Source organism: Candidatus Tisiphia endosymbiont of Micropterix aruncella (assembly GCF_965178575.1).
Taxonomy (GTDB): Bacteria; Pseudomonadota; Alphaproteobacteria; order Rickettsiales; family Rickettsiaceae; genus Tisiphia.
In genome coordinates this window covers 308,500-322,259 of the sequence record NZ_OZ238268.1, presented here as the reverse complement: position 1 = coordinate 322,259, position 13,760 = coordinate 308,500, and the positions used below count along the sequence as shown (strand labels likewise).

At 31.8% G+C, this 13,760-nt stretch carries 12 protein-coding genes; 6 read left to right on the top strand and 6 right to left on the bottom strand.

The genetic code is table 11. The features are described 5' to 3' along the window. Nucleotides 1–96: 96 nt before the first annotated feature. The 4 genes from ACN1AG_RS01480 to rpoH all read right to left on the bottom strand — a co-directional run bounded on the left by ACN1AG_RS01480 (nucleotide 97) and on the right by rpoH (nucleotide 4,304). Nucleotides 97–1,338, bottom strand: a complete 1,242-nt coding sequence (locus ACN1AG_RS01480; protein ID WP_417905629.1) for a PQQ-binding-like beta-propeller repeat protein — start codon at nucleotides 1,336–1,338, stop codon at nucleotides 97–99. Between the two features lie 296 nt (nucleotides 1,339–1,634). After that, nucleotides 1,635–2,288, bottom strand: coding sequence for a DUF2659 family protein (locus ACN1AG_RS01475; RefSeq protein ID WP_367364537.1), 654 nt, complete (start codon nucleotides 2,286–2,288; stop codon nucleotides 1,635–1,637). A gap of 28 nt (nucleotides 2,289–2,316) precedes the next feature. Next, nucleotides 2,317–3,069, bottom strand: coding sequence for a tol-pal system protein YbgF (gene ybgF / locus ACN1AG_RS01470; RefSeq protein WP_417905215.1), 753 nt, complete (start codon nucleotides 3,067–3,069; stop codon nucleotides 2,317–2,319). A 350-nt stretch (nucleotides 3,070–3,419) separates the two neighbouring features. Further along, nucleotides 3,420–4,304 carry an RNA polymerase sigma factor RpoH gene (gene rpoH / locus ACN1AG_RS01465; RefSeq protein WP_341753940.1) on the bottom strand — a complete coding sequence of 295 codons (885 nt, stop codon included), beginning with the start codon at nucleotides 4,302–4,304 and terminating at the stop codon, nucleotides 3,420–3,422. A 135-nt stretch (nucleotides 4,305–4,439) separates the two neighbouring features. On the opposite strand from rpoH, the gene ACN1AG_RS01460 reads away from it, so the two are divergent. The 5 genes from ACN1AG_RS01460 to ACN1AG_RS01440 all read left to right on the top strand — a co-directional run bounded on the left by ACN1AG_RS01460 (nucleotide 4,440) and on the right by ACN1AG_RS01440 (nucleotide 8,137). After that, nucleotides 4,440–5,000: a cytochrome c oxidase assembly protein gene (locus ACN1AG_RS01460; protein ID WP_417905628.1), complete on the top strand. Its 561-nt coding sequence runs from the start codon at nucleotides 4,440–4,442 to the stop codon at nucleotides 4,998–5,000. A 336-nt stretch (nucleotides 5,001–5,336) separates the two neighbouring features. After that, on the top strand, nucleotides 5,337–6,131 hold the full coding sequence (map, locus tag ACN1AG_RS01455; RefSeq protein WP_417905627.1) for a type I methionyl aminopeptidase: 795 nt from the start codon (nucleotides 5,337–5,339) through the stop codon (nucleotides 6,129–6,131). 8 nt (nucleotides 6,132–6,139) lie between these two features. Further along, complete coding sequence (radC, locus tag ACN1AG_RS01450) at nucleotides 6,140–6,820, top strand: RadC family protein (RefSeq protein ID WP_367364542.1); 681 nt, start codon at nucleotides 6,140–6,142, stop codon at nucleotides 6,818–6,820. Next, complete coding sequence (locus ACN1AG_RS01445) at nucleotides 6,817–7,836, top strand: UDP-phosphate alpha-N-acetylglucosaminyltransferase (RefSeq protein WP_417905214.1); 1,020 nt, start codon at nucleotides 6,817–6,819, stop codon at nucleotides 7,834–7,836. The genes radC and ACN1AG_RS01445 overlap by 4 nt, the downstream gene beginning before the upstream one ends. Beyond that, the gene (locus ACN1AG_RS01440; RefSeq protein WP_417905213.1) at nucleotides 7,817–8,137 is read left to right on the top strand and encodes a DciA family protein; all 321 of its coding nucleotides are present in this window, start codon (nucleotides 7,817–7,819) and stop codon (nucleotides 8,135–8,137) included. The genes ACN1AG_RS01445 and ACN1AG_RS01440 overlap by 20 nt, the downstream gene beginning before the upstream one ends. 15 nt (nucleotides 8,138–8,152) lie before the next feature. Here ACN1AG_RS01440 and metG read toward each other — a convergent pair whose 3' ends face one another. Further along, nucleotides 8,153–9,691, bottom strand: coding sequence for a methionine--tRNA ligase (metG, locus tag ACN1AG_RS01435; protein WP_417905212.1), 1,539 nt, complete (start codon nucleotides 9,689–9,691; stop codon nucleotides 8,153–8,155). A gap of 108 nt (nucleotides 9,692–9,799) precedes the next feature. Between metG and ACN1AG_RS01430 the strand changes: the two genes are divergently transcribed. Then, nucleotides 9,800–11,287: a carboxypeptidase M32 gene (locus ACN1AG_RS01430; protein WP_417905211.1), complete on the top strand. Its 1,488-nt coding sequence runs from the start codon at nucleotides 9,800–9,802 to the stop codon at nucleotides 11,285–11,287. A 460-nt stretch (nucleotides 11,288–11,747) separates the two neighbouring features. On the opposite strand, the gene ACN1AG_RS01425 is transcribed toward ACN1AG_RS01430, so the two are convergent. Next, on the bottom strand, nucleotides 11,748–13,700 hold the full coding sequence (locus ACN1AG_RS01425; protein ID WP_417905210.1) for a primosomal protein N': 1,953 nt from the start codon (nucleotides 13,698–13,700) through the stop codon (nucleotides 11,748–11,750). Between the last annotated feature and the right edge of the window lie 60 nt (nucleotides 13,701–13,760).

Genomic DNA, 13,760 nt, shown 5'->3' with positions numbered 1-13,760 from the left:
TTAATGTTATCATTGTCCCAGCCTAGGCTATACTAAATAGCATTATAACCACTATTTTGTCAAGATAAATGTAAATATATTTAACATAGTTCTTGACTACTCGACAAACATAATTTTTTTATCAGTAGCAAAATACACACTACCACAGCAGGTTTTTCCATGATATTCAATATTTTTAGTAATTTTAGTAATCTGTGGAGTAGTGCTTAAATTACCATTAACATCTGATTGGAAACTATATAATTCACCTTTAGTGGAAATAATATTTAAATTCCACTCTTTTGTCTCAACTACCTTACCAATTATAGGGGGTAGGAATGATGCAGCTTTAACTTTTTTAATATCTTTCCCATCATTTAGATCTGCTACAAACTTGACTTTACCAAAATCAGTACTTATAGCAGCTATTTGTCCAGCATTATTTGTTATAAATAAACTATTACCAACTAACAGCATGGATTGCACATCATAAGCTTTGGTTTGCCAAAGAATATTACCCGTCATGATATCTAACTTTACTATCTTACCAGCACTATTAGCTATATATATATGAGAGTTATTGACAATAGGTTTGCATAATATAGATGCTGCCTCAAAATTTGGTAAACCTATTTCCTGCTGACTAGATAAATCGTTAGTCCATAAAACTTGGCCGCTACTAGCTTCTAGAGCAAGAATTTGTCCTGAATTATAGTTTACTATTACATGATTATTTTGTACTATTGGGCTAACATGGTAACTTGATGACAAAGTTTCTACTACACCTTCATGTTGCCAAACAAAATTTAAGTTATCAATATTAATCGCTAATATTTGATTAGTTACTGTTTGAACTACAATAGTATGATTATTAATTAATACCGGTTTTACTCTAGTAATATCAGGCAACTCTTTTCTGATTATTTCATGACCTGACCTACTATCTAATACTACCAAGAATCTTGAACCATAGGTAACATATAGTTTATCATTGTGGCATAAGATCCCTCCACCAACATAATAATCACTCTTGTTAGTGCTGATATTATATGACCACATAATAGATTTATCTTTCATAGAAAAAGCGGAAATATTACCTTTAGTATCAATGGTATAGGCAACAGCTTTATTAAAAATTGGCTCTGATATTATTTTATATTTTGCAACAGTATATTCCTTATTTTGCAGCTGTTCAGGGCTAAATATATTTGTTTTTACAGTAGAATCTATTTGAATTGTTTCATTACTTTCTACAGATAATCTAGGAGTTAATTCTACAATATTTTTAATCTTTTTAGCTCCAAGACCGCAAGAAGTTAGAATAAAAGGTAGTAAGAAAATAATTAATCGTTGTTTTATCATAATTTAAGCCTTTGTTATTACGCGAATTCGGTGAAATTATAGATTGCTTCGCCGACCTACGGTCTCCTCGCAATGACGTTTTATAGACGTATACGTATATGTCATTGCAAGCGAACGTATGTGAGCGTGGCAATCCATTTTGCTAAAAACATGATTTTAAAAGATTAAAATCATGTTTTTAGCTTTAGAAAGGTTTAAAATGCATTCGCGTTAGCCGCTTTAAGAATGCATTTTTCCTTATATTAAAGCCAATTCGGGATAAGAATTAACTAATTCTTATCCCGAATTGAGGTTTATTGTAAGTTTGAAAGTAAAGCTTTAGCCTGCTCTTTAACTACTTGAGTTGTACTTTCTAGTGATATTACCTTTTTCAAAGTATTTTCTGCTAAACCTTTTGAGTTGTTGTTAATATACCAAATTGCTTTGATAATATTTGCAGTACCAAAGAATGGTTTATTCTCATCATCAAAATAATTTAAATATTCCTCGATTTCATTAATGTTTACATTAGATAAATTTGTTTCGTCTATCATTAAACTTAACCAAACTAGACGTGCATATGCACTTGTTAATTCGGCATAATTCTTGTTATCAATAATTTTCTTTAATAAAGTTCTAGCCTCTATAAAATCTCCTTGTTGTATTTTTATACTGACTTGTTCGATAGCAGCAAGCTCTCCTACTTTATTATTACTTGTTTCAATTAAATTATCCAACGACTTTATGGTTAGGTCTTTATTGTCATTGATAAGCGACATAGACTTAACTAAAATATCACCTGTCTTTTGATTATTCTTTATTTTCTTACCATCAAGCCAATTGTTTATTAGCATAAATAATACAACTATTAGTGCGAGTATTATAGTTATAGGAAGAAGTTTTTTAAAGTAATAAAGTTTCTTTTCTTCATTTTTATCATTTAAGACTTCTTCTAAAATGTCAGTCATTATTATTTACCTTTTTGTTCATAAGAACCTAACGCTTACAAGCAAATTTGGTTCTTGCATCCTTAGCTCTTTTTATTGATGTAGCTGATCTACTCGGAAATTCTGTTTCAAGTTTATCAAGAATAGAGCATGCCTCTTGTATTTTCTTCAATTCCCCAAGAGATAATGCTAATTTTAACAATGAGTCAGAAGCTTTAGAGCCTTTTGGTGATTGTTTGTAACCTTTTAGATAATTTATAGCCGCTTTATCAAACATATTACGTCTAAAAAAAGATTCTCCGTACCAAAAATATGCATTACTTACCAAAGGACTATTAGAGTAATTTTTTAAAAAATTTGCAAATTTTTCTTCTGCATCGGTTAATTTATTATCTTTTAAAGAGGCAAGTGCTAAGTCATAAAGTTGCTTATCTTTTGCTATCCCCGAGATGGGTTTTGCAATATCATACGACGCAACTTCTTTTTGTGCTTCTTTAGTAGCTGGTATTTCAAAGACATCGCCAACTATAGAATCATCTGCTAAATTTTTTGCTGTACTGGTATCCTCAGAACTTATTACCTCTTGTTTTGTAGAGGCTAAAATTCTCTCTAATTTGGCAATAGTATGTTCAATTATTTCGACTCTGCCAAGTAAGTGTTGATTCTCTTTCTCCAAAATATCTAATCTTTCTGTGCAATCATTAGATGAATCAAATTTCAAACCTTTTCTAGTAATTTGATTTCCAGCAAATACTTGCGTAGAAATCAAAATAATCAATAAATATATAGAAACTGCTTTCATGAATTAATATTTAATTTAAATGTTGTAATACCATCTGAGTATACTAAATGACGTTGTTTTAGCCACATTATACCATTTCCCATTATTAACTACGCTAATACTACAGTTGTAGTTACTACCTAGAGCTGTCATTCTTAGCAACGGCGGGAATCTAAAAAAATAGCCTAAAAGACTATTAAACATTATTAGATCCCAGCTTTCGCTGGGATGACATCGTTTTGACATTAGTACTACACTGTAGCACTAAATAGCGTAGTTAATAATGGGAAATGGTATTATAACCCCAATTCGGGATAAGAATTAGTTAATTCTTATCCCGAATTCGCGTATTATGAGTTATGCATAAACCCTTAAACAGCTTTTGGCATCTGTTGCAATATAAAGTTTTTCACTTTCTCAAATGCTGTGTTTTCAATCTGCCTAATTCTTTCCTTAGATATTTTATATTCTATACTAAGAGTATCAAGAGTTTTTGGAGAATCTTTTAATTTACGCTCAGTGAGAATATGTAATTCACGATCATTTAATATCTTCATCGCTTGTGTTAACAAATTATGTTTGTTAACAGAATCCTCTTGGCTAATTAATCTTAGCTCTTGGCTTGGACGAGTTTCCGGTAAAAATTCAATTAGTTCGCTATCACTGTTATCATTTCCACTATTTACCAAATTATTCAATGATAAGTCTGAACCAGATAACCTAGAATTCATTTCACTAACTTCATTCTTAGTCACTCCAAGTTCTTGAGCAATTTGAACAAAATCTTGATCTGTAACAGCTCTTGAATATAGGTTAGTGATTTTATGCTTAATTTTACCAAGGCTGAAAAATAACTTTTTTTGTGCTGCCGTAGTACCCATTTTAACCAAAGACCAAGATCTTAGGACATATTCATGGATTGAAGCTTTAATCCACCACAAAGCATAAGTAGACAAGCGAAAACCTAAATCAGGATTATATTTCTTTACTGCTTGCATAAGACCTAAATTCCCTTCTGACACAAGCTCATTTAGAGGTAGCCCATAATTTCTATATCTAATGGCAATTTTTGCTACCAATTTCAAGTGGCTAGTTACTAGCTTATGAGCAGCTTCTAGGTCATTCTGCTCAAGATAGGCTTTGGCAAGTAGAAATTCTTCCTCTTGTGAAAGTGACGGAACTTTATTGATCTTTTGCAAATATTGATAAAACCCTGATTCTGCAGAAATTACTGGCACACTGATTTTGTTAGTCATATAATACCTTTAAAATAGATTCCTTTACTTAAGGATATACTAGAATGGGTACATAATATCATAAGTTTAAAATATTTTAAATAGACTTCTTGTAAAAAATTGAAATTTGACTTTTTACAAAAAGAGAGCAACATAGTGTTACAAAAATCTAATAGAAATTTTGCCTTAGCCCTAGTTAGTTTAGTACTTAGCATGGTTTTTTTAAGCTTTGCATCAATACCAATTTACAATTTATTTTGTAAAGTCACTGGATATGGTGGTACTACCACAAGACAGGAACTCAATATATATTCTCCTAAAAAAGGAACTAGAACCATAACTATAGAATTTGATTCCAATGTTGACAGTAAATTACCTTGGCGATTTATTCCTAAGCAAAGGAACTCTAAAGTTACCCTAGGACAAAATACACTAATTTTTTATGAATCTGAAAATCTAAGTAACGATGATATAATAGGAACTTCCGTTTACAATGTTACACCTAATAAAGCTGGTAAATATTTTGTTAAAATACATTGTTTTTGTTTTGAAGAACAGTTATTAAAAGCAGGAGAAAAAATGTTGATGCCAGTGACATTTTTTATAGACTCTGATTTTGAGGAAGATAAAGAAATGAATGATGTGGATACAATAACCCTATCTTATAGTTTTTATAAGGTAAGAACCATTGAAAAAGATTCAATGAAGTTCAAATAATAATTTAAAAAGTAGAAATTTAGTATATATTTATATAGCTAACCCGATAGCATCTAGTCGTAGTAAATTGACGTCTATTAGCAAGAAGCCGAACGTGACGAAGCAATCTAATAAATGTGGATTGCCACTACACTCACGTGGTCTCGCTAATAGACTGGAATATTTTTACCCAACGTCATTGCGAGGAGCTACTTTAGTAGCGACGAAGCAATCCATAAAAAGTTGTTAGAAATGGATTGCTTCGTCGGCTCACGCCTCCTAGCAATAACGGAGTAACATCAATCGGGTTATCTATGCTTTTAATAGATGATTTTAATAAAAAAAGTTAATTATTTTATGGCCATAACAATTCATTCACAAGAACACTTTAAGAAAATGCATATTGTAGGCAAACTTGCTGCAGAAACCCTAGATTTTATTACTGATTACGTAAAACCAGGAGTGAGTACGATCTATTTAAATGATCTTTGCCATGAGTTTATTGTGTCCAATAATGCAATCCCTGCACCTTTAAACTATAATGGGTTTCCAAAATCAATTTGTACTTCTGTTAATCATGTAGTATGCCATGGTATTCCAAATGATAAACTCCTTAAAAATGGCGATATAATAAATATCGACGTTACTGTAATTGTCGATGGATGGTATGGTGATACTAGTAGAATGTATTATGTTGGTGATGTAGGAATTAAAGCAAAACGCTTAGTGCAGGTTACTTATGATGCTATGATGATAGGAATTGAACTAGTAAAACCAGGAGTACATTTGGGAGATATCGGAAATGCTATACAAACTTATGTTGAAAAACATAATTATTCAGTTGTTAGAAATTATACTGGTCACGGGATAGGGCGTATATTTCATACAGAACCAACTGTTCTACATTATGGCAAAGCTGGCACTGGCTTAGTCTTGGAGGAAGGTATGTTTTTTACTATTGAGCCAATGGTAAATGCTGGACATCACTCCACTCATCTAAGTAAATTAGACGGTTGGACAGTCACAACAAGTGATAAATCATTATCAGCACAATTTGAGCATAGTTTAGGCGTAACCAAAGATGGTTTTGACATTTTTACTTTATCACCAAAACATTTGATACATCCACCTTATAAAACAGACTTATTGTAAAACTAAATATGAAAGATGATATACCCCATTATATTGGGCATAGACAACGCCTAAAACAACGTATTATTGTTTCTGCAGAAAATCTTGCAGATTATGAATTACTTGAAATGATATTATTTTTTGTAATACCTAGAAAAGATGTAAAACCATTAGCAAAGGAATTATTAACACAATTTGGTAGTCTCGCTAATTTAATAAATACAGATAAAGAAAAATTGCTTAATATTAAAGGAACTAATGATAATTTATATGTAAATTTTGTCATTATGCGTGAACTAACTAACAGAATGCTAAAACAAAAAGTAATAAATCAAAATGTAATTAGTTCTTGGAACGTTCTAATAGACTATCTAAAAGCAACGATGGGTAGCATGAAGACAGAACAATTTCGTATCTTATTTTTAAATAAAAAGAATGTCCTAATTGCTGATGAAGTTTTAAGCCAAGGCACTATAGATCAGGCAACAATATATCCAAGAGAAATAATTAAAAGAGCTTTATTTAATGAAGCTGGTGCAATTATATTGGTACATAATCATCCAAGTGGTGTTAGTAAGCCTTCAAATACTGATATTGAACTAACACACAAAATAGTAGAAACTTGTGCTAATATGAACATATCGGTTCATGACCACGTAATTATTACAGCCAATGAATATTTCAGTTTTAAGTCTAATATGCTATTATGAGTAACTTTATTAATTATAGTTTTTTGTTTTTATTATCTTTTATAGCAACAAGCTTTCTTACTTGGCTATTGATTTCTAGCCTTCCATCTTTTGGAGTGGTGGATATACCAGATCCACGTAGAGTACATAGTAGAATCACACCAAGAGGAGGTGGGCTTGCGATAGTTATAGTGGTAATAATTGCTCTTATCGCCTATGAATATTTTGGGGCAAAAACTCTGATAAACTCAATTAAAATTGTACCTTTACTGCTGATCATTTCTACCATTTCATTTTTAGATGATCTTATTTCTATTCCGATATTTGTAAGACTAATTTTTCACATAATTTGTTCTACAATAGCCATTTTTTTATTTTTATCTCCAGCAGTATTGTTTCATCATGAATTACCTTTATATATTGATTTTGTGCTATCTATAATAGGATTGATTGTCTTTTTAAATATTTATAATTTTCTTGATGGAATAGATGGCATTAGTGGTGCTGAATCTATTCATTTATCGATTACTATATTGATACTTTGTTATCTAAAATCTGATATAATAATAAATATAAATTTTATAATTATGCTTAACATCATTATATTAGCATGTTCCATAGGTTTTTTGATATTTAACTGGCATCCTGCTAAAATCTTTCTAGGGGACGTAGGTAGTATAAGCTTAGGATTTTTATTAGGTTTATGTTTGCTACTTATTTCAGCATCTAGTGTTCATTTGTTTGTTGCTTCATCTATTGCTAGCTTATATTACCTAGCAGATGGAGGATTAACCATACTAATTAGACTAGTTAATAAGGAGAAAATTTGGCAACCTCATTTAAAGCATTTTTTTCAAAAAGCAGTCAGAAATGGTAAGAGTCATAGGGAAGTAGTGAGTAGAATTATAATATGCAATATATTGCTCATGATATTATCAATTATTTCTCTGTATTTTCCTTTATTATCAATTATCTTTGCTATATTAGTAGTAATGGTTACAATAATTAATTTTGCCCATGAAACCGCTCAGCCATGACATCAATATAATTATTAGACGAATCTTTGGTAAACAGCACCCATTGCTTGCAGAAATTATGATTAATTGGAGCAAGATTGTTGGACCGAAATTTAGTACCAAAACTAGCCCGTTAAAAATATCTAGCCCTAAAGAGAAAGGACAGAGAATAAATATTTTACATGTACAAGTGGAAAATTCGAGCATCGCCTTAGAACTATCATTTCATCAACAGATAATTATTGAGCGTATTTCCGTTTATCTAGGTTTTAAGGCCATACATAGTTTAAGAACTACAATATATGCTACAAGAAATAACTAGAATAGACTTCTATTTTCATCGAGTATTATCCTGAAATCTTGGAAATATCGGCTCTGGCTGGTTAATGTTACTACCTAGAGCTAAAGTAAACTCCTTTGTTAAATGTTTAAACATTCTCTGACTTTTTGGTACACCAAGCTGATCAAGCATTTTATTAGCCGAATCAGGGATAAATGGTTGTAACATTACAGCAATATATCTTAGTGTCTCAAGTAGCGTATATAACACCTCATTCATCCTTACAGGATCAGTTTTTTTTAACTGCCAAGGAGCTTCTCGATCTATGTAAATATTGGCTTCTTCGGTTAAAGTAATAATATTTTCTAACACAGAATTAATAGCAAAAGTCTTAATGAACAGTGAATTTTCTGATATAATTTGGTGGGATAGCTTCATTAAAAATGACTCATAAATGCTATCGATAGATTTCTTGCTAATTGGCGGAATTTTTGCCTCATTGTTATTATAAACAAAGGCTAGGGTTCTTTGCAATAAATTACCAATTTTATTAGATAGCTCACTATTAACTCTATTGATTAAGCTACTACGAGAATAATTACCATCTGAGCCAAATATTACCTCTCTCATTAAATAATATCTAACTGGATCTAAACCAAATTCTTTTATTAATTGCAGCGGATCAATTACATTCCCTATAGATTTCGAAATTTTTTGCCCTTCATTAGTCCACCACCCATGTGCCATAACACATTTTGGTAGCGGTAAGCCAGCTGCCATCAAAAATGCTGGCCAGTATACGGCATGAAAGCGTAATATATCTTTCCCGACTATATGAACATCAGCCGGCCAAAATTTGTTATACTGGCTTGTATCATTTGGATATCCTAAAGCCGAAATATAGTTGGTTAGTGCATCAAGCCATACATATATTACGTGCTTTTCGTCATTTGGTACTTTAATCCCCCACTTAAAACTAGAACGTGATATGGATAAATCATGCAACCCTGATTTGACAAAACTAATAACTTCATTACGTCTAGTATTTGGTCTGATAAAATCAGGGTTGGCATCGTAAAAATCTAATAATTTATCTTGCCATTTTGATAGGGCAAAAAAGTAACTTGGTTCTTCAAGCCATTCAACAGGAGCTTTAGTCGGAGCTAGCCCATCTTCTGTTAATTCTGATTCATCATAAAAAGCCTCATCGCGCGTCGAGTACCAGCCTTTATAGCTATCAAGATAAATATTGCCACTATCCAGCAATTTTTGCCATAGACTACTTACCGCTTGTTTATGCCTAGCTTCTGTAGTTCTAATAAAATCATCATTAGAAATGTTCATTGAGTGCATTAATGTACGAAAAGTTTCAGATACTGTATCGGTAAATATTTGTGGTTCAACATTTTTGGCAATAGCAGATTTTTCTACCTTTTGACCATGTTCATCAGTACCGGTCAGAAACATTACCTCTTTACCTGATAAACGCATAAATCTTGCTATTACATCAGATGCAACACTTGTATAAGCATGTCCTATGTGAGGTATATCATTGACATAATAAATCGGAGTAGTAATGTAATATGTATTTTTCATAATGATCAATTGTTGGAAGCAAAATAGTATATTTATTATAGTTATTTTGTTAATATTAGTATACTGTAAAAATAGTTAGAATAACTTATTATAAGTAGGGAAAATTGTATGAAACATTATACATTATTAGAGCAAGAATTAGAGCAAATCTCTCAAATTAATAACGTGATTAATATACTTTATTGGGATATCGCAGTAAACATTCCGCAAGGAGCAATTGATAGTAGAACAAACGAAATATCACTGTTATCTTCCATGGCACATTCTAGATTACAGTCAAAAAAACTTGCTGAATTAGTAGAAGCTGTTTCTGAAAACCTAAATATGCTAGATATTTGGCAATTAGCAAATTTACAAGAAACAAAAAGACGGATCGTTGAATCTAGCTGTATAGATGATGATTTACGGAAAATGTATGTCACTGCTAGTGCAAAATGTGAGTTAATCTGGCGGAATGCTAGAAAAAATAATGATTACCTATCACTTAAACCTTACCTACAAACAGTATTAGATTGCGTACAAGAAATGGCGAAATCTAAAGCTGCAATATTAAATTGTACTAAATATGATGCTTTACTTGATACATATGACCCTGATCGTAAACTAGATGAAATTAAAGTAGTTTTTAATAATATAAAAAAAACCATACCACAATTAATTGCTCAGATAGTAGAAAAACAAAGCCAAGAACATGTTCTACCTATAGTTGATAGTATTAATAAAGAACAGCAAAAACTAATTGCCAAAAGACTTATGGCAATAATGGGGTTTAACTGCACTAAAGGTAGATTAGATGAATCAGCTCACCCATTTTGTATGGGTACTCCTGATGATATTAGATTAACTAATAGATATGATGAACATAATTTTATTTCAGGGATTATGGGGATTATGCATGAAACTGGTCATGCTTTATATGAACAAAATTTGCCCAACAAATATAAAAACCAACCAGTAGGTAAGGCTAAAGGTATGGCTGTCCATGAAAGTCAATCTTTATTTATGGAAATGCAAGTAGGTAGGTCAGGGGAATTTTGTCAATATCTATCAAAGCTACTTAAGGATGAATTTGAATTCAAAGGACTAGAATATTCTGCAGAAAATCTTTACAAATTAATGACAAGAGTCAAACCTAGTTTTATTAGAGTAGAAGCAGATGAAGTGACTTATCCAATGCATGTAATAGTTAGGTTTGAACTAGAAGAATTATTAATTAGTGGAGATCTAACTTTGGATGATTTGCCATATCATTGGAATAATAAGATGCAAGAATATTTAGGCATTACTCCACCAACAGATACAAATGGATGCTTACAAGATATACATTGGCCAATGGGGAGTTTTGGTTATTTCCCGTCTTACACTAACGGAGCAATTATTGCTTCAATGCTTATGAAAAAAGCACAGGAAGTTAATCACAATATAAAAAAGGAAATAACAAGAGGAGAATTCAATGGTGTAAACCAATTCTTGAATGATAATCTTAGAAGCTATGGGTCCTTAAAAAGCACCAGCAAATTAATTAAAAACGCTACAGGTGAAGATCAAATTCAATCGGAAATATTTTTAAAATATCTCCAACAAAAATATTTATAACTTATTTAACCTCAAGTATACTCAAATGATTTGAAGAATTGGATTTGAAAATGAGGGGTGAGCGAACTAGGTGTACATTTAGTACATGAGTACGCAAGTTCCTGATATTTTCAAAAAACAATTCTTCAAAGTAGAAGAGTATATCGATGTAACAAGTTAATATTAAACTTAGTATCATCCTTATTAGAGGGTGATGCCACCCCTGATTCCCCTTCGATGTCACCCCTGCAAAAGCAGGGGTCTAAAAAAATAACCAAGAAGACTATTCAACCTCAGTTCGATAAGAATTAATAATTCTTATCGAACTGAGGCTATTAGATATTATGGCTTCCTGACCGAAGCGGGAATGACATACTAGTGATCCACACGGGCAAAGCCTTCACGGGGATGACGACATTGTGAATAACTACAACTGTAGTACTAAGCTAAAGCTTTTACTTGCATAATCGTGAGAGTAATATCAATAAAAACTCTTAGGATCTATATCCACTTTCAAATGACAAAAAGAAGGGATTTTGATTAAACTTAACCATGTTTGTAAAAATTTTTGTAAATTAAATTTCCTATCCACTATGATTAGAATACGGTAGCGAAACTTTCCTGCTAATTTAAACATTAATGCACTAGATGGTCCGAGTATTCTAGCTGAACTTTTTGGTGCAATTGCAACTAGAGTTTTGGATATTTCAAGCACTTTATGCTCATTTTTCCCAGACAAAATTATTGATGCCATTTTGGTGAAAGGAGGCATATTCTCTGCTTGCCTTGTTTCAAGTTCATATTGTAAAAACTGATCTCCTCCATTTTTTATATAACTAAATATAGCATTATCTGGATAATAAGTTTGCATTAATACTAGACCTTTTTTATCTTCTCTTCCTGCCCTACCTCCTACTTGGTGAAGTAGTTGATAATTGCGTTCACTTGATCGCAAGTCTCCACCACCAATAGTCCCAAGATCAGCATCAACAACACCTACTAAAGTAAGGTTAGGAAAGTGATAACCTTTAGTAATCATCTGAGTACCAATTAGAATATCAACCTCAGAATGCTCCATTTTATATAGTAATTCGCGGATCTTTTCAGGTTTTTGGGCATAATCTTTGCTAATTACCGCAATTTTATTATCGGGAAAAAGATACCTAGTTTCTTCTTCAATTCTTTCAATCCCAGGACCACAAACAGTTAAAGAATCTTCTTCCCGACAATCAGGACAAAAAATATGAATCCTACTTTGATAACCACAATGGTGACATTCAAGTTTTTTGCTAGATTTATGTACCACTAACCAAGCAGAGCAAGAATTACAAGTAAAACGATAACCACAAAGTTTACATAACATCAAAGGGGCATAACCCCTACGATTCAAAAATAATAACACCTGCTCTTTGCTTGCTAGCTTTTTACCAATTAATGCTATTAACTCCTTAGATAAGTAAGAATTTTTTGATAATTTCTCCTTTTTCATATCAATTATTTGAATTTCTGGCAAAGTCGCCTCCCGGTAACGATTTGACAATTCAATTAATTGATACTTATTGGTACTTGCGTTAAAAATTGTTTCAATAGACGGAGTAGCCGAGCATAATACTACTTTTATTTTGGATAAGCTTCCCCGCAATACCGCCACATCGCGAGCATTATATAATATACCATCATCTTGCTTATAAGAACTATCATGCTCTTCATCAATAATAATTAATCCAAGATTACTATACGGTAGAAATAGACTACTTCTAGCACCAATTATAACCTTAATCTCATTGTTGAGCAAACCTCTTAAAATCATCTTTTTCTGAGCTTTAGTAACCGCAGAATTCCATATTACTGGCTGAAAGCCAAAGCGTGCTGTAAAACGATTTATAATTTGCTGACTTAAAGCAATTTCTGGTAACATTATCAATATTTGGTTACCTTGCTTCAAATAATCAGTCAATAGATGAAAGTAAATTTCTGTTTTACCTGATCCGGTTACTCCCTTAATAATTGATGGTTTATCCGATTGACTTAATAGAGAAAGTGCTTCTTGTTGCTCTATTGAAAGAGTTGGCAAAATAAAATCTTTGTTTAATTCTTGATGCTTTATTTTTATAGGTTGCTGGGCAATATCGATCGGCAAAGCCAACTTGGCAACCGAACCAAGTGAAGTCATATAATAATTAGCAGCCCATTTAATTAAATCTAATATTTCCTGATTAAACCTAAATTCAAGTGGCACTTTCTGTTTAATAGATTTAATTTTACTAGTGTTCTCTGAAACTTCAGTATCTAATTGCCAAACTATACCCGTTAATTCTTTATTCCTAAAGGGGACAACTACTAAATCTCCTATAGCTAATTTTAATTCATTTGGAATTAAATAATCCAACGGAAAAAGCTTAGCTAATGGCAATAATATTTTGGCAACTTGCATTGAAATTCATTTTCAGGTCATTTGAGTATACCATATACTATACACTAATTAGCAGAAGCA